Source organism: Sphaerisporangium corydalis (assembly GCF_025506355.1).
GTDB classification, from domain to species: Bacteria; Actinomycetota; Actinomycetes; order Streptosporangiales; family Streptosporangiaceae; genus Sphaerisporangium; species Sphaerisporangium corydalis.
Map to the genome: position 1 here is coordinate 1 of NZ_JANZYP010000061.1, position 20,012 is coordinate 20,012.

Sequence of the window (20,012 nt, forward strand, 5' to 3'; positions counted from 1 at the left end):
GGCGGGCGGGAACATGGTCCGTGACTGGTGGGGCGGTGGAGGCGAGGTGGGCGCATGGGACGGAAGGCTCATATCGACCGGGATGAGCTGCGGCGGCTCGTCGGGAAGGGGCGGTCCAACGCGGAGCTGGCCGCGCACTTCGGGGTGACCGAGTCCGGGATCCTGCAGGCGAAACGGACGGCCGGGCTGGCCAAGCCGATGCTCGACCACGGCAGGGCCATCCCGTGGAAGCTGAACCGGGCTCACAACCAGACGGGGCCGGCGACCAACCTGCGGAACCTGTCGGCGATCGCCCAGGGTGGGGACGTACCCCCGACGAAGGTCAACACGGCTCTGCGCTGGGCGCGGCGGCTGGTGGACGGGGGTCTGGACATCGCCTACGACCACGAGACCGGGTTCCACGAGACGCCCGCCGCCGAGACCTCCCACGTGCGGTCCGTCCTCGAAGACGCTCTTGAGGCGTTGCGCGAGAGAGAACCCCAGTAAACGGCCAACCGGGCGCGTGGTCCTGTGGGTGGGTCGAAGCCTTGTGGATGACCGGGCCGGTGCTGGGTCGCAGGTGGTTTGAGGCTTGGGGTGGAGGGAGGGGGTGGTGGGGGTTTGACCAAACGTGTGCCTGGTTGCTGTTTTGGGGTCGTCATCCAGGGCAGTCGGCCAATTACAAAGGCACACATAACCGGAGGCAGACATGACCATCACCTGGGTGGCCGTCGTTGTAGCCGCGGTGGTGGCGATCTTGGCCGTCGGCTACCTCGTGACGCAGCAACAGCGCAGGCGCCGGCTTCAGGAGCGCTTCGGCCCCGAGTACGAGCGGACCGTGGGTGAACGCGAGAACCGTCGTGCGGCGGAGCAGGAGCTGCGCGAGCGAGAGCAGCGTCACGCCACGCTGGACATCAAGACGCTCGCCCCGGAGGTCCGATCTACCTATACGAAGAAGTGGGCCGAGGTCCAGGAGCGGTTCGTCGACGCTCCGGGCTTCGCCGTGACCGAGGCCGACCACCTCGTGACCGCCGTCATGGCGGACCGGGGTTACCCGACCGAGGGGTTCGAGCAGCAGGTGTCCGACCTGTCTGTCTCCTACGCTCCGACGCTGGACCACTACCGCAAGGCGCACGAGATCAGCAGCCGCGCGGCCAGGCAGGAGGCGTCGACCGAGGAGCTGCGGCAGGCGATGGTGCACTACCGCGCCCTGTTCGAGGAGCTGCTCGAGGACACCACCGGCTCCGGCCGTGAGCGGGAGAACGGCCACGGGCGGCACGACCACACGGAGTCCGTGAACGACGACGATGGCCGGACGGCGACCGACGACGGGCGGACCGTGACCCACGACGGGCGGACCGTGACCGATGACGGGCGGACGCTGACCGACGATGGGCGGACCGTGGGCGGCTCTGGCCGCGGGACGATTACCGGGCCTGAGGGTACGGCCGCCGTCGACACCGGTCGGGGAACGGTCAGCGGGCCTGAGGGTTCGGCGGCCGTGGACACCGGTCGAGGGGTCGCTGAGCCGGATCGCCGGTCTGTGGTGGACCCGGATGGGGCGGTCGTGGACCCGGAGCGCCGGGCCGCTGTGGACGCTGAACGTGAAGAGACCGTGGACCCCGATCGACGGGGACCCGTGAACAACGATGACGCTCGTCTGGCCGAGGACCGTACCTCGCGTCGCAACACCCAGGGAGGCTGACCCGCGATGGAATCCTATCGCCGCGACACCGATGGCGAACCGCTCCGTGACCCGGAGACGGGCGAGGTGCTCCGGGACCCGGAGACCGGTGAGGTGGTGCAGGGCCAGGACGCCGATGGCGTGGCCCGGGACCCCGAGACCGGTGAGGCAGTGCACGGACGGGACACCGGCGACGTGGTCCTGAACCCGGAGACGGGCGACGTGGTGCACGGACCGGATGAGCGTGATGTGCTGCACGGAACGAACGACGGTGACGTGGTCCACGGATCGGACGAGCGTGACGTTGCGCGCGGAACGGACGACGGTGACGTGCTCAGGGATCCGGACACCGGCGCTGTGGTTCATGGTCAGGACACCGATGCGGTGGTTCATGGTCAGGACACCGGCGGGGTGCTGGGCTCCCCCGGCGGCGAGCGGCCGGGATTCGGGCGGCCGGGGTTCGGGCGGGATGATCTGAATCATGCCGACCCGGATGACGCCGCGGCCCGCGAGCGGGACGAGAACGGCGTGGGCGGGCTCACCGCGACCCCCGATGTGGCGCACACCTCAGGCACGCTGGGCTCTCCGGACGCCTCCGAGCCGATCCACGCCGCCGATCCCCTGCACTCCGCCGAGCGGGACGACCTGCGGGACGACCTGTCCGACGGGGACGAGCGGGACGGGGCGGCCGAGCGGGTCAAGGCGGACGAGCAGTCGGACCTCATCGTGTACCCGGAGGAAGCGGACTACCCGACCCGGTCGAGTGACGATTCGAGCCTGACGGCCGGCGTCCCCGGCCTGGAGCCGGAGCCCGTGCTCGCCACGAACGACCACCACAACGACGTGCTCGCCACGAACGACCACGACGTGCCCGGCACCACGACCGGCGAGGACGCCGGTTCGATCGACTACCAGCAGCGCTGGCGCGAGGTGCAGGCCGGGTTCGTGGACGACCCGAGGGACGCCGTCGAGCAGGCCGACCAGCTCGTCGAGGAGGCCGTGACGGCCCTCACGACCCGCAGGCAGGCGCTCGTCGACCGCTGGAAGAACAGCGACCACGGCGACACCGAGCAGCTCCGGCTGGCGCTGCGCGACTACCGTTCCCTGCTCCAGGAGCTCGTGGGACTCTCCTACGCCACCCCCGGGCACGAGAGCTTCTCGGCTCGAAACGAAACGAGGTAATCGATGCTCGCCATCGCCGCGGCGATCGTTTTCGGGATCGCCTTCCTGTTCAGTCTCATCGGCACCAGTATCGGCATCTCGACCACGGCGCTGCTCGCGCTCGGCCTGTGCCTGCTCGCCCTGCACCAGGGCGGGATCGGCACCAGGAGTGTCAGCGGCGGCAACTGGCGCAGCAGCCGGCGTACGCGCCGCTGAGCCTGCGGCCCGGCGGAGAACGAGAAGGGGTGTCCACGATGAGCCAGAAGGTCCGCGACGTCATGACGCACCGGCCGATCTGCCTGCCGGCCGACGCGTCGGTGGCCAAGGCGGCTCGCCTCATGCGCGACCAGGCCATCGGGGACGTGCTGGTGACCAAGGACGACCGGCTGTGCGGTGTGGTCACCGACCGCGACATCGTCGTGCGCGCGGTCGCCGAGGGCCGGGACGCCGAGTCGACGCCCCTCGGATCGCTCTGCAGTTCCGATCTGTTCACCGTCCGGCCCGATCAGAGCGCCGACGAGGTCGTCCGTCTGATGCGGGAGAAGGCGGTCCGCCGGGTCCCGGTCGTCGAGGACGGCCGGCCCGTCGGCATCGTCTCCCTGGGGGACATGGCGCTCGAACGCGAGCCCATGTCGCCCCTGTCCGAGATCAGCGGGGCTCCGCCGAACGGCTGAGCCGGTTCGTACGCGGCCCCGCCGGGGATCCGCGGGGACCGGGCGGCCGGGAGCTCCACCAGACGCCGTGTGCGCCCCCTCGGGCCTCGGGTCCACACGGTTTTGAGAGAGAGGGGGGCGGGCCCCCCGGCCGGCGGCCGCGCCCCAGCGCGGGGGCCCCCCCTCGGCCCTGGGGTCCCCCCGGTTTGGATCGCGCGGGCGCCGCCCCCCCGGGCGGGCGCCCTCTCGCATGCCGGAGTCCCCCAGGACGTGCGAAACCCCCTGGGAGGTAGTCCCCCAGGACGCGCGAAACCCCCTGGGAGGTGTGCACCAGGGGGCGAGGGTCAGAGGGGGAAGCGCATGGTCACGTTCGTACCGGACAGGCCGGTGCGCAGGCTCAGCGCGCTGGCCAGGCGGCGGGCCACCCATAGGCCCATGCCGCTGGTCGAGTAGTCATGGGGGGCGATCATGCCCTGGGGGCCGTCCGGCGCCCACTGGCCGTCGTCGTGGACGTCGACCATGAGGTCGCCGCGGTCGGACCACACGCGCAGCCGCGCCTTGGCCGCTCCGTGGGTCACCGCGTTGGTGGCGACCTCGTTCACGGCGACGAGGTAGTCGCCGATCTCCGCCTCCGCCATGCCGGCCCTGCGGGCCTGGAGTGCGGCGAAGTCCCGGACGTCCGGGAGGTCGCCCACGCAGAAGGTCATCTCCCTGACGGCCGCCCCGGGCGAGAGCGGCAGCCCGGCGGACAGGGTCGCGGCGGGGTCGCCCGCGCTGGACGAGAGCGGCACGGAGCCGCTCCCGTCCGTGAGGAAGCGGGGAGGAGGGACTTCGTCCTCTTTCACCCGATAACCGCCTCCAAGAGCGATCAGCCGTTGAGGATGCACCCTGCACCTGGGCTGCCGATTTACACCGATGAAGATACCCCGGGTTGCCGGTTCGTGAGGGAAGTGGCCCCTGCACGTAACATCTGCTCCGCGGTTGAGTGCCCCAGGAGGGGCGGCTTAATCAGCATGTCGCGACGAGCTGGTCCCGGAGCTGGTCGAGAACCTTGCGCAGGATGCGGGATACGTGCATCTGGGAGATGCCGAACTCGGCGGCGATCTCGGCCTGGGTCATGTTGCCGTAGTAGCGCAGGAGGAGGATGTTGCGCTCCCGCTCGGGAAGCTGGTCGATGAGCGGCTTGATGGCCTCGCGGTCCACCAGCGTGGCCAGCTCGTCGTCCTCGTCGGGGATCAGGTCGCCCAGCGCGGCCGCGTCGTCGTCGGCGCCCATCGGGGCGTCCAGCGACAGGGTGCTGTAGGCGGCGGAGGCGTCCATGGTGAGGAGCATGTCCTCCTCGGAGATGCCCATCCGCTTGGCCAGCTCGGCGACGGTGGGGAACCGGCCGAGCTCCTGGGTGAAGTCGGCGACCAGACGGTTGAGCTCGGAGCGCCGCTCCTGGTAGAGGCGCGGGACCCTGACCGCCCAGGTCCTGTCGCGGAAGTGCCGCTTCACCTCGCCGGTCATGGTCACCATGGCATAGCCTCTGAAGCTGTGCCCAAGCTCGGCGTCGAATCCGTTGATCGCCTTCATCAGGCCGACGTACGCGGCCTGGAGCAGGTCCTCCATGGGCTCGCCCCGGTGGAGGTACCGGCGGGAGATCTCCCGGGCCATGGGGAGGTGCATCTCGACGATCATCTCGCGAAGTCGTGCGCGCCTGGCCTCGGTGGTGCCGGCCTCGGCGAGCTCACGCAGAAGGTCCTCGGCGGTGAGGTCGGTCTGGGGGAAAGTACGGTCCTCGGCAGCCATTGCTGCTCCCTCGTATGCCTTGCAAGCGAGGCGGAACCGGCAATGCGCATGCAGAGCCGCCACGCCTCGCGTACTACTGTCGAGACGAGGCCCTCTGCTGGACCTCGGCTCCAGTATTCCCCAGAAATCAAGAGTATTGCTACCCCCCAGGCAACAGTAATGTTGCGAATGACCCCCCGATGGGGTTGGCGCCATGCGCCAGGGATGCGGCGAGGAGGCGCGTGGTGACCGTTCCAGATAGGGCAGATTCGGCCCTGACCCTTACTTCGGCGGTTGCCGAAGGAGTGCCGGTCGTGCGCGTGGGAGGCATCCTCGATGCCACCACGCGGCAGCAGTTCACCGACCGGCTCGCCGAGATCGCCGATGATCATGGCCCTGACCTGGTACTCGACCTGGCAGAGGTCACCTTCATGGACTCACGGGCGCTCGGGCTGATCGTGCACCACTGGCAGCGCACGATGGCGGCGCAGGGCCATTTCGCCCTGGTCGGGGTGCAGTACTCCAACTCCAAGGTGATGTGGGTGACCGGGCTGGCGCAGCGGCTCCCCCTGTACGACACCCTCGACGAGGCGCTCGCGGCCTTCAACGCCTGACCCGCCGCCGGGGACGCGCCCCGGAACCAGAAACCCGCCCCGGACGCGAAGCCGGGACCCGAACCCAGGACCCAGACCCGAACCAGGACCCAGACCCGAACCCAGGTCCCGGACCCGGACACGCCCCGGATCGCCCGCCGCCCCGCCGCTACCGCTAGAGTCCTGCGGACTATGGACAAGCTCGTGGCGGCGGACCCGCCGGTCAGGACGGCGCGGCACCGCCGTGTTTGCTCTGGTGCTCGCTGACCAGCAGGCGCGCCAGATCGGCGACCTTGACCTGGTGGTGCTGCGACAGCCGGCGCAGCTCGTCGAACGCCGCCTCGGCCGAGCAGCCGCTCGCGTGCATGATGATGCCCTTGGCCTGGTCGATCACCGCGCGGCCCGCGAAGGCCTCCTGGAGCTGCGCGGCGTCGGTGAGCACGTCGTCGTAGTCGGAGATGTTGGCGAGCGCGACGGTGAGCTGCTCGGTCAGCAGGGTGGCCAGGGCGTCGGCCGAGCCGCCGGAGAACGCGCCCGGCCGCACGGCGTACAGGCCGAGGACGAGCGTGGCGCCCTCGATGGCGATCGGCAGCACCAGCGTGGAGCGCACCCCGTGCTTGACGGCGGTGGCGGCGTAGCGGGGCCAGCGGGCGTCGAGCAGCACGTCGGTGACCAGCACGTTCCTGCCGGTGGCCAGCGCCTCGGACGAGGGCCCCTCGCCGAGGGCCTGCTCGCGGTCGACCAGGGCGATCAGGTCGCTGTGGGAGGCGGACAGCATCAGCCGCTCCTCGCCCCGCCGCAGCTCGACCGTGCCGCCCGCGCATCCGGGCACGCCGACCGCGACGGCGCCGGTGATGCCGCGCAGCACGCTCTCCATCGAGGTGCCCTCGTGGACGCGGCCGAGGGCCGCGAGGTCCCGCGCGAGCGCGGGGCTGAACATGCTCATCGTCTCCATATGGACCTTCCGCTGCCCTTGATTGCCAGGTTAATTCCAACTACGAGGTGCTCATCCTTGGGGAGCGCCTTCTTGACGTACGGTCTAGCAAGGGGAACTCACGTTCTCCTCGGCCATCCGAAGGACCTCAATTGACCGACCCCAATGATGTCCCCGCGCTCGAACAGGCGCTGAGCGGGCTCACGGCCCGCATCTCGTCCCTGCGCGACGCCCGCTCGGGGTATCCCGGCGACCCGGGGCCGACGCTGGACGCCGCCCTGGTGGAGCTGGAGACCGCCCGCGACCTGCTGCGGGCCTCGATCGGCGAGCTGAGCAAGTCGCGCCGCAGGTCGGGCGGCAAGGAGAGCAGCTCCAACCGCGAGCTCAAGCTGCTGCGCACGATCTACCGTACGATGCCGGTCCCGGTGATCGTGCTGGACACGGCCGGCACGGTGCGCCGCGTGAACGCCGAGGCATCCCGCCTGCTCGGCAGCCCGGACGGGTACCTGACCGGCCGCGCGTTCCCCCTGCTGGTGGACGTCTCCCGGCGGGCCGCCTTCCGGTCCCACCTGACCTCGGTGCTGCACACCGGCGAGACGGCGGCCTTCCCGACGCGGCTGGCCCACCAGGGCCGGGCCCACAACGTGCGGCTGGTGCTGACCCAGCTCCGCATGCCCGGCGAGCCGCAGGAGATGATCGCCGCGGTGGCGCTCCCCGTCGAGGTGCGCGTGCCGGAGACCGAGCAGGAGGCGGCGCCGGAGTCCGCGCCCGAAGAGTCGATCGTCATGGGCACCGCCCGCCGCCAGGAGCTGATGTCGCAGCTCACCCGCCTGCTGCTGGACGAGGAGAGCCTGAGCGAGCCGGTCGCCCTGATCCGGGCCGGGCGCCTGCTGGCCTCGCGGACCGCCGACTGGGTGTTCGCCGACGTCGTGCGGGACGGCAGGGCGCAGCGGTCCCTGGTGATCGGGCCCACCAACCAGCCGGTGTCCCGCCTGCTGCAGACCCTGGAGCGCATGGACCCCTCGGCGGCCCCGCTGGTCGCGCGGGTGCTCGCGGGCACGGGCGGCGTGGTGCACGAGATGGTCGAGGACGACTCGCTGCTCGGCGTCCTGCCCGACGGCTCCGCCGTCCTGCACGCGACGCGCGCCGGGTCGGTGCTGAGCGTCCCCATCCAGTCAGGCGAGGAGACCCACGGGGCCCTGACCCTGCTGCGGCTGCGTGAGCGGCCCCCGTTCGGCATGGCCGACCTGGCGCTCCTGGAGGACGCCGGCGCCCACATCGGGCTGGCGCTGCGGGCCCAGCGGATCTTCCAGGGCCGTTCCCAGACCGCCGACACCCTGCAGACCGGCGTCCTGCCGCGCACGCTGCCGGAGGTCCCGGGGTACGACACCGCGGCGGCCTACCACACCGGGGCGGGGCCGAGGGCGATCGGCGGCGAGTTCTACGACGTCTTCCGGGTGAAGGACGGCTGGGGGTTCGCCGTCGGCGGGGTGGTCGGCCAGGGCGAGGAGGCCGCGTCGGTGACCGCCATGGTGCGCGGCGGCCTGCGCACGCTCAGCGTGTGGGAGGACGACCCCGGCCAGGTGGTGGCCAAGCTCAACGACGCCCTGGTGATGCAGGACACCGGCATGTTCGTCATGGTGGCCGCCGGGTTCCTCACCCCCGGCAGGCGCGGGGGCCGCGTCCGGCTGGCGTCGGCGGGCAACCATCCGCCCGCGCTGCTGAGGGCGGACGGCGGGGTGCGCTTCACCTCCGGCGGCGGCATGCCGCTCGGCATCGAGACCGGCGCGGAGGTCCCCGTCGAGGAGATCAGCGTCGCCCTGGGCGAGACCCTGGTGCTGTACTCCGACGGGCTGGCGGGGTCGCGGGGCCGGTCGGGGCAGGCCGAGCTGGCGTACGGCGAGGGCCGGCTCACCGAGGTCCTGGCGCGCTGCACGGGCCAGTCGGCCACGGCGGTGGTCAAGGCGGTCGAGGAGGATCACCAGGCTTTCAGCGGCGGCCGCGTGCTGGACGAGACCACGATCCTGGCGCTGCGCCGCACCCGATGAAGCTGTGACGCACCCGATGAGGCTGTGGGGCACCCGATAAGGCTGTGGGGCACCCGGTGAAGCTGCGGCGCACCCGGTGAGACGGTCGTGACCTGCGGCTGTCCATGAGGCATGGTTGTGTTTCACAATGGCACCGAGGGCCGCCCGCCGTTCCCGGCGGGCTCCGCCGGAGACATCACGCCGCCGAGGAAGAGACCATATGGACCTCGAGTCCGACGGTGCGAGCCTGAGCGTTCGCCGCATCGCCGACCCGCCCGGCCTTCGCGTCGGCGGGGAGGTCGACACGACGACCGCCGGCGAGTTCGGTGAGGCGCTCGCGGCCGTGGTGCGGTGCTGCGACGGCGACGTCCGCGTGGACCTGGCGGGCGTGACGTTCATCGACCTCGCGGGGCTGCGGGTGCTGGCGGACACGGCGGCGGAGCTGGGGCCGGGCCGCGCCCTGGTCCTCGGCCCGATGGCCGGCCATGTCGAGCACCTCATCCGCCTCGTGGGCTGGGACACCGCGCCAGGACTGCGGCTCGCCGGGTAGGGCGGACGGTCGCCTGGGTCACGGCTTGGCAGGCTGATGCGAACGCTCGGCGGGGACCTGGATCGCGGCTCGGCGGGTGAGGTGGACGCTCGGCGGGGACCTGGATCGCGGCTCGGCGGGTGATGTGGACGGTCGCCGGAGGCCTGGATCGCGGCTCGCGGGGTAGGGCGGATGGTGACCGGCCGTGGCCGTCACGCCGGATTTTTGACCATATGGGGAGGCATTCCACCACGACTTGTTCCCTGGGCCGCCCGAGATCGCCCAGGTCAGGGGCTGGTGAACGGCTCCGGTACAAGCTTGTTTAAGATTTCTTTGCCCCAAGGGGTTTCCCTGGTTCGTCAGGTCGGTACACTCAGTTACAGATCCCGTGCCTAAGACGCAGGCACAACTCAGTACGTCTTTGGGCCCTTTCGTGGCCCGACTCCCCTGAGGTGTGCCATGAACATCGCCATCGTCTCCGTGCACGAACTTCCCGCCGACCTTCCGGCCATCGCCCGTGAGTTGAGCGGTACCCACCGAGTAACGGTCTACACCCGTCGCAACGCCGCCGACCGCAAGCCCAAGGTCAAGGTGGCCACCGGCGTGACGATCGAGTACCTCACGGCGGGCCCGGCCGAGTCGCTGGCGGAGAACGAGCTCATGCCGCACATCGCCGAGTTCAGTGAGCAGCTCAAGCAGCGGTGGGGCAAGGACCGCCCCGACGTCGTCCACGCGCACTCCTGGACCGGCGGCCTGGCCGCGATCGCCGGGGCCGCCGACCTCGACGACGTGCCGATCGTCCAGACCTTCCACAACCTCGGCTCCTCCCGCATCCGCCCCGGCGCCGACCAGGGCCGTGCGGCCAGGATCCGGCTGGAGCGCGCGATCGGCCGCAGGGCCGACGCGGTCATCGCCTCCTGCGACGACGAGGCCGACGAGCTGATCCGCATGGGCGTGCCGCGCAAGAAGATCGCGGTGGTCCCGCACGGCGTCGACGTCGAGCGCTTCCGCCGCCAGGGCCCGTCCCTCCCCCGCACCGACCGCCCGCGCCTGGTCCACGTCGGCCACATCACGCCCGGCGGCGGCGCGTACACCGCGATCCGCGCCCTGGACGGCATCCCCGGCGCCGAGCTGCTGATCGCCGGCGGCCCGGTCGCGGGCTCCCCGGACACCGAGGCCGACCTCGAGCGCCTGCGCATCGTGGCCAAGGAGGCCGGTGTCGAGGACCGCGTCACGCTGCTCGGCCACGTCCCGCACAACTCGATCGCCAAGCTGATGCGCAGCGCGGACATCGTGCTGTCGCTGCCGGTGGCCGTCCCCAACGGCAAGGTGGCCCTGGAGGCCATGGCCTGCGGCACCCCGGTGATCGCCTCCGCCGTCGGCGCCCACATCGACTCGGTGGTGGACGGGGTGACCGGCCTGCTGGTCCGGTCCGACAACGCCGCCGCGCTCGCCCTGCGCACCCGCCAGCTCCTCGGCGACCTGACCCGCAGGACCGCGCTCGGCTTCGCCGCCGCCGACCGTGCCAGCTCCCGCTACTCCATGGAGCGCATCAGCCGCGAGCTGGTCCGCGTGTACGACAACGTGACCGGCCGCCTGCAGCCGGTGGAGGCCGAGGAGTCCGAGGCCGAAGCCGCCTGAGCCCCGCTCACCAGGCCCCGAGCCCGTGCCGCCTCCGGTGGCACGGGCTCTCGCCATTCCTGACGAAAGTTCGCCCGAGGGGGTGGCCGGAGGCGTGTTGAGTGTTCATGAACGCTGCCAGTACCCTGATCTTTGTCTCATGTCCGGCGAACCCGCCGTTCAGGGGACAAAGGCGGCATCGGGGACGATCGGCGGGTGGCGGGACGTCGTCCGATCTCCGTGAGCCAGGGGAGCCTGGGAAGGATGCACGGTGCCAGAACAGACCGACGGAGTCGTCGAATGGTCTCCGGGTGATCTGCGGCGAGCCGCCGCGGAACTCGACGGAGTGACCCGCCAGGTCGGCGGGATGGCCGGCGGCGACCGCTGGACGGGCGCGGCGGAGTTCGGCGACGACCTGCTGGGGACGCTGATGCGCACCCTCTACGAGCGTAAGGCGGGGCACCTCGCCGACGACCTGACCTGTCTGACGGCGGCGGTGAGCGATCACACCGACGGCCTGCTGACGATGGCCGCACGGCAGGTCACCACCGAGGACGCCGTCCTCGCGGACGTCGATGACGTCCGACGCCACCTTCGCGCGTAGGTACGGGCCGGGACGGGGATTCGACATGGTGGAGCTGACGGGGAACGCCCTGGCCTCACTCCTGCTCACCTACTGGCCGACGGCGGACGTGCCCCGGCTGGAGGAACGGGAGACCCAGGTGCGGGCGCACGCGGAGTCGCTGCGCCGCGCGGCGGACGCGGTCCAGAACGCGGCACGCACGGCGGTGTCCGGCAACAGCGGGCCCGCGGCGCGTACCGTGCAGCAGGTGTCGGCCGGCTCGGGAGGGCACGCCGAGAACCTGCTGCACGCCGCCGCACGGGCCGACCGGCTCGCCAACGGCCTCCGGTTGCACGCGAACGCGGTGCGCGCGATCAGGGCGGTCGTGCTGGTCGGCACCACCGCCGTGGTCGCGGCCAGTTTCCTCGGCCCGGGAGCGGGCGTCGCACGGCTGCTCGCCTTCCAGACCCGGGCCAGCGGGATGACCAACGCCGCCGCCAAGCGGCTGGCCCATCTTCTCGGCGGGGCCGAGAAACCCGGCAACGCCCTCATGACCATGGGCAAGAAGGACGGCTGGGTCGCCAAGAAGGGTGAACCGAGCGCGACGGCCAAGGGCGTCGCGGACCAGGTGGCCCTTTACGACCAGGGGCAGGCCGCGGTGCGGGCCCGCAAGCTGGAGGAGGCCGCCCGCAGGGAGGTCAGCGAGCAGGCCGCGCGGCAGAGGCGCGCGGAGGCCGAACTGAAGAGGACCGGCCAGGAGAACTGAGCCGGCGGGACGTACCCCGCGCCGGCGGGGTACGTCGCCGCCCGGGCGGTCATTCGGCGAAGCGGGCCATGCGGCGGATCTTGTTCATGGCGTCCAGCGCCGCGACCTTGTAGGACTCGGCCAGGGTCGGGTAGTTGAACACCGCGTCGACCAGGTAGTCCACGGTGCCGCCGCAGCCGATGACCGCCTGGCCGATGTGGATCAGCTCGGTGGCCCCGGTGCCGAAGACGTGCACCCCGAGCAGGGCGCGGTCCTCGGGTGACACCAGCAGCTTGAGCATGCCGTAGGTGTCGCCGATGATCTGGCCCCTGGCCAGCTCGCGGTAGCGGGAGATCCCCACCTCGAACGGGATGAGCGACTTGGTGAGCTCGTCCTCGGTCTTCCCGATGAAACTGATCTCCGGGATGGTGTAGATGCCGATGGGCTGGAGGTGCGACATGGCGTGCAGCGGCTCGTCGCAGGCGTGGTGCGCGGCGATGCGCCCCTGCTCCATGGAGGTCGCGGCCAGGGACGGGAAGCCGATGACGTCGCCCACCGCGTAGATGTGCGGCGCCGCCGTCCGGTAGTGCTCGTCGACGGGGATGCGGCCCCGGTCGTCGGCGGACAGGCCGGCCGCCGCGAGTTCGAGGCCCTCGGTGACGCCGTGCCGGCCCGCCGAGTACATGACGGTCTCGGCGGGGATCTTCTTGCCGCTCTCCAGCACCGTGACGCAGCCGCGCGCCCGGCGCTCGACGGCGGCGACGGTCTCGCCGAACCGGAAGGTGACCGCGAGGTCGCGAAGGTGGTACTTCAGGGCCTCGACGACCTCCAGGTCGCAGAAGTCCAGCATGCGCTCGCGGCGCTCGACCACGGTGACCTTGGTGCCGAGCGCGGCGAACATGGAGGCGTACTCGATGCCGATCACCCCGGCGCCGACCACGACCATCGAGTCGGGCACGCGCTCCAGCCGGATCATGCCGTCGGAGTCGATGACGGTGCGGTCGTCGAACTCGACGGTGGCCGGGCGGGCGGGGCGGGTCCCCGTGGCGATGATGACCTTGTCTGCGGTGACCTTGGTGCCCTTGCCGTGCTCGTCGACGACCTCGATGGTGTGCGGGTCGAGGAAGCGGCCGAGCCCGGTCAGCACCGTGACGTGGTTGCGGGAGAGCTGGCTCCTGATCACGTCGACCTCGCGCCCCACCACGTGGGAGGTGCGCATGGTGAGGTCGGCGACGGTGACGTCCTCCTTGAGCCGGTAGCTCTGGCCGTACATCTCGCGCTGGTTCAGGCCCGTGAGGTAGAGCACGGCCTCGCGCATGGTCTTGGAGGGGATCGTGCCGGTGTTGATGCACACCCCGCCGATCATGTTGCGGCGTTCGACGATCGCCACGCGGCGTTCCATCTTGGCGGCCGCGATGGCGGCCTTCTGGCCACCGGGCCCGGAACCGAGAACAAGAAGCTCATAATCCGACACAACGCCAAGTGTGCAGCTAACAGGCGGATCCGTGAAGCGGTGCGAGAGGCCGGGGACGCCAAATCGCTATAACCCTGTGAACCGCGCACGATGCTTGCTTTCATGGGCGCATGTCGATTCGTAACGCATACATGATCGTAGCGGCGACGACGTTAGGCCTGTGTCCCGGCCCGGGGCACGACGGCCGCCCCAGCGCCGAGGCGCGCCCGCCCGGCGTGCACGCCGGCGCCTCCCCGTCGGCCGGGGCCCAGGGCTACCCTCCGCACGCCGGCCCGGTCTCCAGCCGGCCGCCCGGCGCGGGCCCGTACGGGCGCGGGGACGCCCCCGCGGTCCCGCCGCCGCCGGTCTACGACCACCGTTACGGGCGCGTCTCCCCCTCCCCGACCGGCGACGGCACGTCCTTCGGTCCCGGCTCGCCCCCGCCCCCGGGCGGCCGTACGCCCGTCCCGCCCTCGGGCCAGGGCACCCCGCCCGCCCCGCCCTCGGATGACCGGACGCCGCCCGCCGCGAGCGAGCCGCCGGCGTCCCGGCCCGGGGCCACGCCCTCGGCGCTCACCGCGCCCGACGCGCGCTGGGGCACCCCGGTGCTGGTGGAGGACTTCGACGGCACCCAGATCGACCGGGGCAAGTGGGAGGTGTACGACTCCCCCGACGCCCAGGTGAACCCGCGCACCGCCCAGGCCACCACGGTCCACGACGGCATGCTCCACATGAAGGGCGGCTTCTACGGCGGCAAGGACCTGTCCGGCGGCGTCGCCAGTCACCTGTCCCAGGCCTACGGCCGGTGGGAGGTGCGGTTCCGTGGCGAGAAGGGCGCCGGGTACTCACTGGTCACGCTGCTGTGGCCGAGCAGCCAGGCCGGCGAGTACGCCGAGGTCGACTTCGCCGAGGTGATCGACGCGACCCGGCAGACCGGCGGCATCTACATCCACCGTGGCGAGGCCGAGCAGGCGCAGAGCCAGATGCGCGCCGACTTCACCCAGTGGCACACCGTGGCCGTCGACTGGCTGCCCGGACGACTGACGTTCTGGCTCGACGGCAAGCAGACCTGGGACTACACCGGGCCGCGCGTCCCCTCCAGCCGGCCGATGCACCTGACGTTGCAGAACGACGTGGTGTGCAACCAGTGGTCGCCGTGCCGTAACGCCTCGACGCCCGCCACGGTGTCGATGTTCATCGACTGGGTCAAGATCTACCGGGCGCCCTGACCTCCTCCGGGAGGCCGCAGGAGCTCGGCCGCCTTCAGCCCGAGGTGCAGCGCGAGGCGGCTCTCGCCGTCGGCGAGGTCGAGCCCGGTGAGCCGCCCGGCCTTGGCCAGCCGGTAGTAGAGCGTCTGGCGGTGCACGCCGAGCCGTGCGGCGGTCTCGCGTGCCTGGCCGCCCCGGTCGAGGTAGGTCTCGACGGTGCGGGACAGTTCCGCGTCCAGCGCGGACACCTCGGCGGCGAGGTCGGCCAGCTCGGCGGCCGACAGCCGCACCAGCAGGCGGTACGCGCCGAGCGCGGACCAGTCGGCGACCGGGGCGAACCTCGGCACCCGCTGGGCGGCGCGCAGGGCCAGCGTGGCCTCCCGCCAGCTTCGCCACGCCTCGCCCGGGTCCTCCCGCGCGCCCCCGACGCCGGCGGCCGTGCCGTACATCTCCTGGACGCGGGTGGCGACGGACCTGGCCTGGGCGGCGGGGGCCAGGACGGCGGTGAGCGGGTCGCCCGCGCCGGCGAGCACGCCGCGCGGCAGCGTCCACAGGGGCACGACCTGGCCCGAGGCGCTCTGGACGGCGATCGCCGCGACCGGGCCCGGCAGGTCGAGGCCGGCCCCCGCGCGGACCTCGGGGTCGGCCGACAGCAGGTCGCGCAGCCGCGCGCCGAGGTCCTGGCGGCTGCGCGCCTCCTGGGCGAGCGCGGTGGCGGCCCGGCCGACCAGAGGGGCCACGGTCGCGAGGCGCCCGTCGTCCAGGTCGCCCGAGTCGAGCAGCCACAGGTACCCGTAGGTCACCTCGCGGTGCCGGAGCGGGACGCAGACCCGGGCCAGCACGCCGAGGCCGTCGTCGGCGGGGATGCGGACCGGGCCGGTGGCCGTGGCGATGCCGTAGCCCTCGAAGTAGGAGCGGACCTCGTCGGAGGCGCGGCGGCGCAGGATCGACTCGCGGCGGACCGTGTCGATGTCGCCGCTCTGCGCCGCGTAGGCCAGGAGCTGGAAGGTCCGGTCCTCCAGGGTGGCCGAGGCGTCCAGGACGCGGGCGATGTCGTCGACGATTTCCTGCAGGTCCACCCGCTCATTGTCATACATCTGTATGAAGGGGGTAGCCGTAGGCCGTGGCGGATGTCCATGGAAGCCACTGAACTGCGGATTTATGGTGGTGAACATGCTCGGTTCTGTACTTCTCGCGGTGTCGCGAAGCCCGCTCGCGCGCCGTACCGTCTCCGGTTTCCCGGTGACCCGGCACGTGGTCGACCGGTTCGTCGCCGGTGAGGACGCCGGGGACGCGCTGTCGGCCGTCCAGCGCCTCACCGACGCCCGGCTCGCGGTCACCCTCGACCACCTGGGCGAGGAGACCAAGGACGCCAGGGCCGCCGCCGCGACCGTCAAGGCGTACGTGACGATGCTCGACGCGCTGCGCCCCCTCGGGCTCGGCGGGCGCGCCGAGGTATCGGTCAAGCTGTCGGCGGTCGGCCAGGTGCTCGGCCACGACATCGCCCTGGAGCACGCGCGGGAGATCTGCGCCGCCGCGCGGGACGCGGGCACGACCGTGACCCTGGACATGGAGGACCACACCACGGTCGACTCCACGCTGAAGATCCTTCGCGAGCTGCGCGGCGACTTCCCCTCGACGGGCGTCGCCGTCCAGGCCTACCTGTTCCGCAGCGAGTCCGACCTGCGGGACCTGTCCGACGAGGGGTCCCGGGTCCGCCTGGTCAAGGGCGCGTACGCCGAGCCGGCCTCGGTGGCCCACCAGAGCAGGGGCGAGGTGGACAAGGCGTACGTGCGGTGCCTGCGGATCCTCATGGAGGGGAAGGGGTACCCCATGGTGGCCACGCACGACGACCGGCTGATCTCCATCACCGAGGCGCTGGCCGGGCGCACCGGGCGCGGGAGCGACACCTTCGAGTTCCAGATGCTCTACGGCATCAGGACCGACAAGCAGGAGGCGCTCGCCCGCGCCGGATCCTCGGTCCGCGTCTACGTTCCCTACGGTGACGACTGGTACGGCTACTTCATGCGCCGCCTCGCCGAGCGCCCGGCCAACGTCGCCTTCTTCCTGCGTTCACTCCGCTCCAAGTGAGGTCTTGTATGGATGCCGTCAGCAACGTCCCGGTCCCGGCCAACGAGCCGGTGCACGGCTACGCCCCCGGCAGCGCCGAGCGGTCGGCGCTGGAGGCCCGCGTCAAGGAGCTGTCCGGCCCGGCGATCGACCTGACCATGACGATCGGCGGCGAGCGGCGCATGGCGTCCGGCGCCTCGATCGACGTGGTGCAGCCGCACAACCACGCCCACGTGCTCGGCCGTACGGCGGACGCCTCGGCGGGCGACGTGCGGGCGGCCATCGACGCGGCGCTGCGTGCCGCGCCGGCGTGGCGGGCGCTGCCGTTCGACGAGCGGGCCGCGATCTTCCTGCGGGCCGCCGACCTGCTCGCGGGGCCGTACCGCGCGACGCTGAACGCGGCCACGATCCTCGGGCAGTCGAAGTCGGCGCAGCAGGCCGAGATCGACGCGGCGTGCGAGCTGATCGACTTCCTGCGTTTCAACGTGTCCTTCGCCCGCCAGCTGCTGACCGAGCAGCCGGTGTCCTCGCCCGGGGTGTGGAACCGGATGGAGTACCGGCCGCTGGAAGGCTTCGTGCTGGCGATCACCCCGTTCAACTTCACCGCCATCGCCGGAAATTTGCCGACTTCTGCGGCTTTGATGGGGAATGTCGTGGTGTGGAAGCCGTCGCCGACGCAGCAGCTCGCGGCGCACTTCACCATGCGGCTGCTGGAGGAGGCCGGGCTGCCGCCGGGCGTCATCAACATGGTGACCGGCAACGGGACCGCCGTGTCCGACGTCGCGCTGGCCGACCCGCACCTCGCCGGCATCCACTTCACCGGTTCCACCGCTACCTTCCAGCACCTGTGGAGCACGGTCGGCGCCAACATCGGCACCTACCGGGGCTACCCCCGGCTGGTCGGCGAGACCGGCGGCAAGGACTTCGTGCTCGCCCACCCCTCCGCCGACCCGGCCGTGCTGACGACGGCGCTGATCCGCGGCGCGTTCGAGTACCAGGGGCAGAAGTGCTCGGCGGCCTCCCGCGCGTACGTCCCGCGCTCGGTCTGGTCGGCGATCCGCGACGACCTGGTGTCCACCGCCGAGTCGCTGACCGTGGGCGACGTGTCCGCCGACCTGTCGACGTTCATGGGCGCCGTCATCGACGCCCGCGCCTTCGCCAAGCACAGGGACGCCATCGACCGGGCGCGCGCCACCGGCTCGATCGACGTGCTCACCGGCTCCTGCGACGACTCCACCGGCTACTTCGTCAGGCCGACGATCCTCGAAGGCTCCGACCCGGCCGACGAGATCTTCGTCAAGGAGTACTTCGGCCCGATCCTGGCGGTGCACGTCTACGACGACAACCGCTTCGACACGGTGCTCGACCAGATGGAGAGCGTGTCACCGTACGCCCTGACCGGCTCGATCATCGCGCGCGACCGGTACGCCATCGCCTCGGCCACCGAGAAGCTGCGCTTCGCCGCCGGCAACTTCTACATCAACGACAAGCCGACCGGCGCCGTCGTCGGCCAGCAGCCCTTCGGCGGCGCCCGCGCCTCCGGCACCGACGACAAGGCCGGCTCCATCCTCAACCTGATCCGCTGGGTCACCGCCCGCACCATCAAGGAGACCTTCGTCCCCCCCACCGACCACCGCTACCCCCACATGGGCTGACATTGGCCGGACCTTTGGCCGGTATTCCGGCCAGAGGGTAGCCTGGTGTCATGGAGCTCATACCGATCAGCGAAGCCAAGGACCGGCTGACCGAGCTGGCCGACCGGGCCGCCCGGGAGCATGACCATTTCACCCTGACCCGTAACGGCCGGCCGCACGCCGTCATCCTGTCCGTGGCCGAGTGGGACTCCCTGCAGGAGACGCTGGAGATCCTCACCGACCCGGAGATGCGCGCCGACCTGGTCGAGGCCGCCGCGGCCGAGGCGCGCGGCGACGTGACCACCGAGGAGGAGATGGCGGCCGCGATCGCCGCCCGCTTCGGCAAGGCGAGCGCGTGAGCGAGCGCGAAAGCGACCGCCACACCGTCCTGCTCGCCCCTCCCGCGCGCCGCGCGCTGGCGTCCGGCCTGCCCGAGGCCGTCGCCGCGGCGGCCTGGGAGCTGATCACCGGCGCGCTCGCCCGCGATCCGTGGCGGGTGGGGAAACCCCTCAGCGAGCCGTACGAGGGACTGCACGTCGCCCGGCGCGGCACCTACCGCGTGGTCTACCGCATCGACGACGACAAGTACACCGTGACGGTTCTGACGGTGAAGCATCGGCGGGACGCGTACCGGCCTTAGTCGCCGCGGGGGCCGGGGGTGTCGAGGGTGGTGGCCTGGGTGGGGGTGGGGGCGGTGCCGCCGAGGTGGGCGGGGTGCCACCATGCGCCTTCGCCGGGGTCGGGGTAGCTTCGCTGGACGGCGTCGAGTCGTTCCGACATCCGGGCGCGCAGAGTCGCCGTCAGCTCGGCGATGTCCTGGCCGGGTTTGGGGAACAGGGGCTCGCCGACGTCGATCGTGACGGGCACGTGCCGCTGGGTCAGGCGGCGGGGACGGCCCTTGGTCCACATGCGTTGCGTGCCCCAGACGGTGACCGGGATCAGCGGCACCTCGGCCTCGGCGGCCATGCGCACGGCGCCGTTCTTGATCTCCTTGATGGTGAAGGACCGGCTGATGGTGGCCTCGGCGAACACGCCGACCACCTCCCCCGCCCGCAGGTCGGCCACCGCCCTGTCGTACGCCCCCGAGCCCGCCGACCGGTCCACCGGGATGTGGCGCATGCCCCGCATCAGCGGCCCGGAGACCGGGTGGGCGAACACCTCGTGCTTGGCCATGAACCGCACCTTGCGGCGCGACGCGTAGGCGCCGTAGCCGACGAAGACGAAGTCGAGGTAGCTGACGTGGTTGCTCACGAGCACGGCGCCGCCGGTGACGGGCACCCGCGCGGACCCGCGCACGTCGAGCCGGATGTCGAGCGCCTTGAACAGCCCGCGCGCGGTCGCGATCACCAGCGGATACACGATCTCAGCCATGCCAGCACCGTAACCCGCG

22 protein-coding genes are annotated in these 20,012 nt (G+C 71.6%); 16 read left to right on the forward strand and 6 right to left on the reverse strand.

Annotation, left to right across the window (positions count from 1 at the left end):
- Positions 1-54: 54 nt before the first annotated feature.
- The 5 genes from NYZ98_RS31750 (at position 55) to NYZ98_RS31770 (ending at position 3,498) form a co-directional block, all read left to right on the forward strand.
- Positions 55-486 (forward strand): hypothetical protein, encoded by a 432-nt coding sequence (locus NYZ98_RS31750; RefSeq protein ID WP_262847279.1) that lies wholly within the window; start codon positions 55-57, stop codon positions 484-486.
- A 250-nt stretch (positions 487-736) separates the two neighbouring features.
- Positions 737-1,684 carry a hypothetical protein gene (locus NYZ98_RS31755; protein ID WP_262847280.1) on the forward strand — a complete coding sequence of 316 codons (948 nt, stop codon included), beginning with the start codon at positions 737-739 and terminating at the stop codon, positions 1,682-1,684.
- A gap of 6 nt (positions 1,685-1,690) precedes the next feature.
- Positions 1,691-2,845, forward strand: coding sequence for a hypothetical protein (locus tag NYZ98_RS31760; RefSeq protein WP_262847281.1), 1,155 nt, complete (start codon positions 1,691-1,693; stop codon positions 2,843-2,845).
- 3 nt (positions 2,846-2,848) lie between these two features.
- Positions 2,849-3,040: a hypothetical protein gene (locus NYZ98_RS31765; protein ID WP_262847282.1), complete on the forward strand. Its 192-nt coding sequence runs from the start codon at positions 2,849-2,851 to the stop codon at positions 3,038-3,040.
- Positions 3,041-3,078: 38 nt separating this feature from the next.
- Positions 3,079-3,498 carry a CBS domain-containing protein gene (locus NYZ98_RS31770; protein WP_262847283.1) on the forward strand — a complete coding sequence of 140 codons (420 nt, stop codon included), beginning with the start codon at positions 3,079-3,081 and terminating at the stop codon, positions 3,496-3,498.
- 323 nt (positions 3,499-3,821) lie between these two features.
- Here the strand turns inward: NYZ98_RS31770 and NYZ98_RS31775 are convergent, their stop codons facing one another.
- Together NYZ98_RS31775 and NYZ98_RS31780 are read right to left on the reverse strand one after the other, a co-directional pair.
- Positions 3,822-4,322 carry an ATP-binding protein gene (locus NYZ98_RS31775; protein WP_262847284.1) on the reverse strand — a complete coding sequence of 167 codons (501 nt, stop codon included), beginning with the start codon at positions 4,320-4,322 and terminating at the stop codon, positions 3,822-3,824.
- Positions 4,323-4,485: 163 nt separating this feature from the next.
- Positions 4,486-5,268: a SigB/SigF/SigG family RNA polymerase sigma factor gene (locus tag NYZ98_RS31780; protein WP_262847285.1), complete on the reverse strand. Its 783-nt coding sequence runs from the start codon at positions 5,266-5,268 to the stop codon at positions 4,486-4,488.
- A gap of 179 nt (positions 5,269-5,447) precedes the next feature.
- Here NYZ98_RS31780 and NYZ98_RS31785 point away from each other — a divergent pair, with 179 nt between their 5' ends.
- On the forward strand, positions 5,448-5,861 hold the full coding sequence (locus NYZ98_RS31785; protein ID WP_262847286.1) for an STAS domain-containing protein: 414 nt from the start codon (positions 5,448-5,450) through the stop codon (positions 5,859-5,861).
- Between the two features lie 202 nt (positions 5,862-6,063).
- On the opposite strand, the gene NYZ98_RS31790 is transcribed toward NYZ98_RS31785, so the two are convergent.
- The gene (locus NYZ98_RS31790; RefSeq protein ID WP_262847287.1) at positions 6,064-6,786 is read right to left on the reverse strand and encodes a GAF and ANTAR domain-containing protein; all 723 of its coding nucleotides are present in this window, start codon (positions 6,784-6,786) and stop codon (positions 6,064-6,066) included.
- Between the two features lie 140 nt (positions 6,787-6,926).
- On the opposite strand from NYZ98_RS31790, the gene NYZ98_RS31795 reads away from it, so the two are divergent.
- From NYZ98_RS31795 to NYZ98_RS31815, 5 genes are all read left to right on the forward strand, one after another.
- Positions 6,927-8,822: a SpoIIE family protein phosphatase gene (locus NYZ98_RS31795; protein WP_262847288.1), complete on the forward strand. Its 1,896-nt coding sequence runs from the start codon at positions 6,927-6,929 to the stop codon at positions 8,820-8,822.
- A 199-nt stretch (positions 8,823-9,021) separates the two neighbouring features.
- Positions 9,022-9,351, forward strand: coding sequence for an STAS domain-containing protein (locus NYZ98_RS31800; protein WP_262847289.1), 330 nt, complete (start codon positions 9,022-9,024; stop codon positions 9,349-9,351).
- Between the two features lie 438 nt (positions 9,352-9,789).
- Positions 9,790-10,971: a glycosyltransferase gene (locus NYZ98_RS31805; RefSeq protein WP_262847290.1), complete on the forward strand. Its 1,182-nt coding sequence runs from the start codon at positions 9,790-9,792 to the stop codon at positions 10,969-10,971.
- A 250-nt stretch (positions 10,972-11,221) separates the two neighbouring features.
- Positions 11,222-11,554, forward strand: coding sequence for a hypothetical protein (locus NYZ98_RS31810; protein ID WP_262847291.1), 333 nt, complete (start codon positions 11,222-11,224; stop codon positions 11,552-11,554).
- A gap of 25 nt (positions 11,555-11,579) precedes the next feature.
- The gene (locus tag NYZ98_RS31815) at positions 11,580-12,278 is read left to right on the forward strand and encodes a hypothetical protein (protein ID WP_262847292.1); all 699 of its coding nucleotides are present in this window, start codon (positions 11,580-11,582) and stop codon (positions 12,276-12,278) included.
- Positions 12,279-12,327: 49 nt separating this feature from the next.
- On the opposite strand, the gene sthA is transcribed toward NYZ98_RS31815, so the two are convergent.
- The gene (gene sthA, locus NYZ98_RS31820) at positions 12,328-13,731 is read right to left on the reverse strand and encodes a Si-specific NAD(P)(+) transhydrogenase (protein ID WP_262847293.1); all 1,404 of its coding nucleotides are present in this window, start codon (positions 13,729-13,731) and stop codon (positions 12,328-12,330) included.
- A gap of 110 nt (positions 13,732-13,841) precedes the next feature.
- Here sthA and NYZ98_RS31825 point away from each other — a divergent pair, with 110 nt between their 5' ends.
- Positions 13,842-14,939: a family 16 glycosylhydrolase gene (locus NYZ98_RS31825; RefSeq protein WP_262847294.1), complete on the forward strand. Its 1,098-nt coding sequence runs from the start codon at positions 13,842-13,844 to the stop codon at positions 14,937-14,939.
- Here NYZ98_RS31825 and NYZ98_RS31830 read toward each other — a convergent pair.
- On the reverse strand, positions 14,924-15,997 hold the full coding sequence (locus NYZ98_RS31830) for a PucR family transcriptional regulator (protein ID WP_262847295.1): 1,074 nt from the start codon (positions 15,995-15,997) through the stop codon (positions 14,924-14,926). The genes NYZ98_RS31825 and NYZ98_RS31830 overlap by 16 nt on opposite strands.
- Before the next feature lie 94 nt (positions 15,998-16,091).
- Between NYZ98_RS31830 and NYZ98_RS31835 the strand changes: the two genes are divergently transcribed.
- Genes NYZ98_RS31835 through NYZ98_RS31850 form a run of 4 tightly spaced genes read left to right on the forward strand, consistent with a single transcriptional unit; the run spans position 16,092 to position 19,262 of the window.
- Entirely contained in the window at positions 16,092-17,009 is a 918-nt protein-coding gene (locus NYZ98_RS31835; protein WP_262847296.1) for a proline dehydrogenase family protein, read from the forward strand.
- Between the two features lie 8 nt (positions 17,010-17,017).
- The gene (gene pruA, locus NYZ98_RS31840) at positions 17,018-18,643 is read left to right on the forward strand and encodes an L-glutamate gamma-semialdehyde dehydrogenase (RefSeq protein WP_262847297.1); all 1,626 of its coding nucleotides are present in this window, start codon (positions 17,018-17,020) and stop codon (positions 18,641-18,643) included.
- A 50-nt stretch (positions 18,644-18,693) separates the two neighbouring features.
- A complete protein-coding gene (locus NYZ98_RS31845; protein ID WP_262847298.1) occupies positions 18,694-18,981 on the forward strand; it encodes a type II toxin-antitoxin system Phd/YefM family antitoxin in 288 nt (95 codons plus the stop codon).
- Complete coding sequence (locus tag NYZ98_RS31850; protein WP_262847299.1) at positions 18,978-19,262, forward strand: type II toxin-antitoxin system RelE family toxin; 285 nt, start codon at positions 18,978-18,980, stop codon at positions 19,260-19,262. Before NYZ98_RS31845 ends, NYZ98_RS31850 begins: the two co-directional genes overlap by 4 nt.
- On the opposite strand, the gene NYZ98_RS31855 is transcribed toward NYZ98_RS31850, so the two are convergent.
- Positions 19,259-19,993, reverse strand: coding sequence for a lysophospholipid acyltransferase family protein (locus NYZ98_RS31855; RefSeq protein ID WP_262847300.1), 735 nt, complete (start codon positions 19,991-19,993; stop codon positions 19,259-19,261). The two genes, NYZ98_RS31850 and NYZ98_RS31855, sit on opposite strands and share 4 nt — an antisense overlap.
- Between the last annotated feature and the right edge of the window lie 19 nt (positions 19,994-20,012).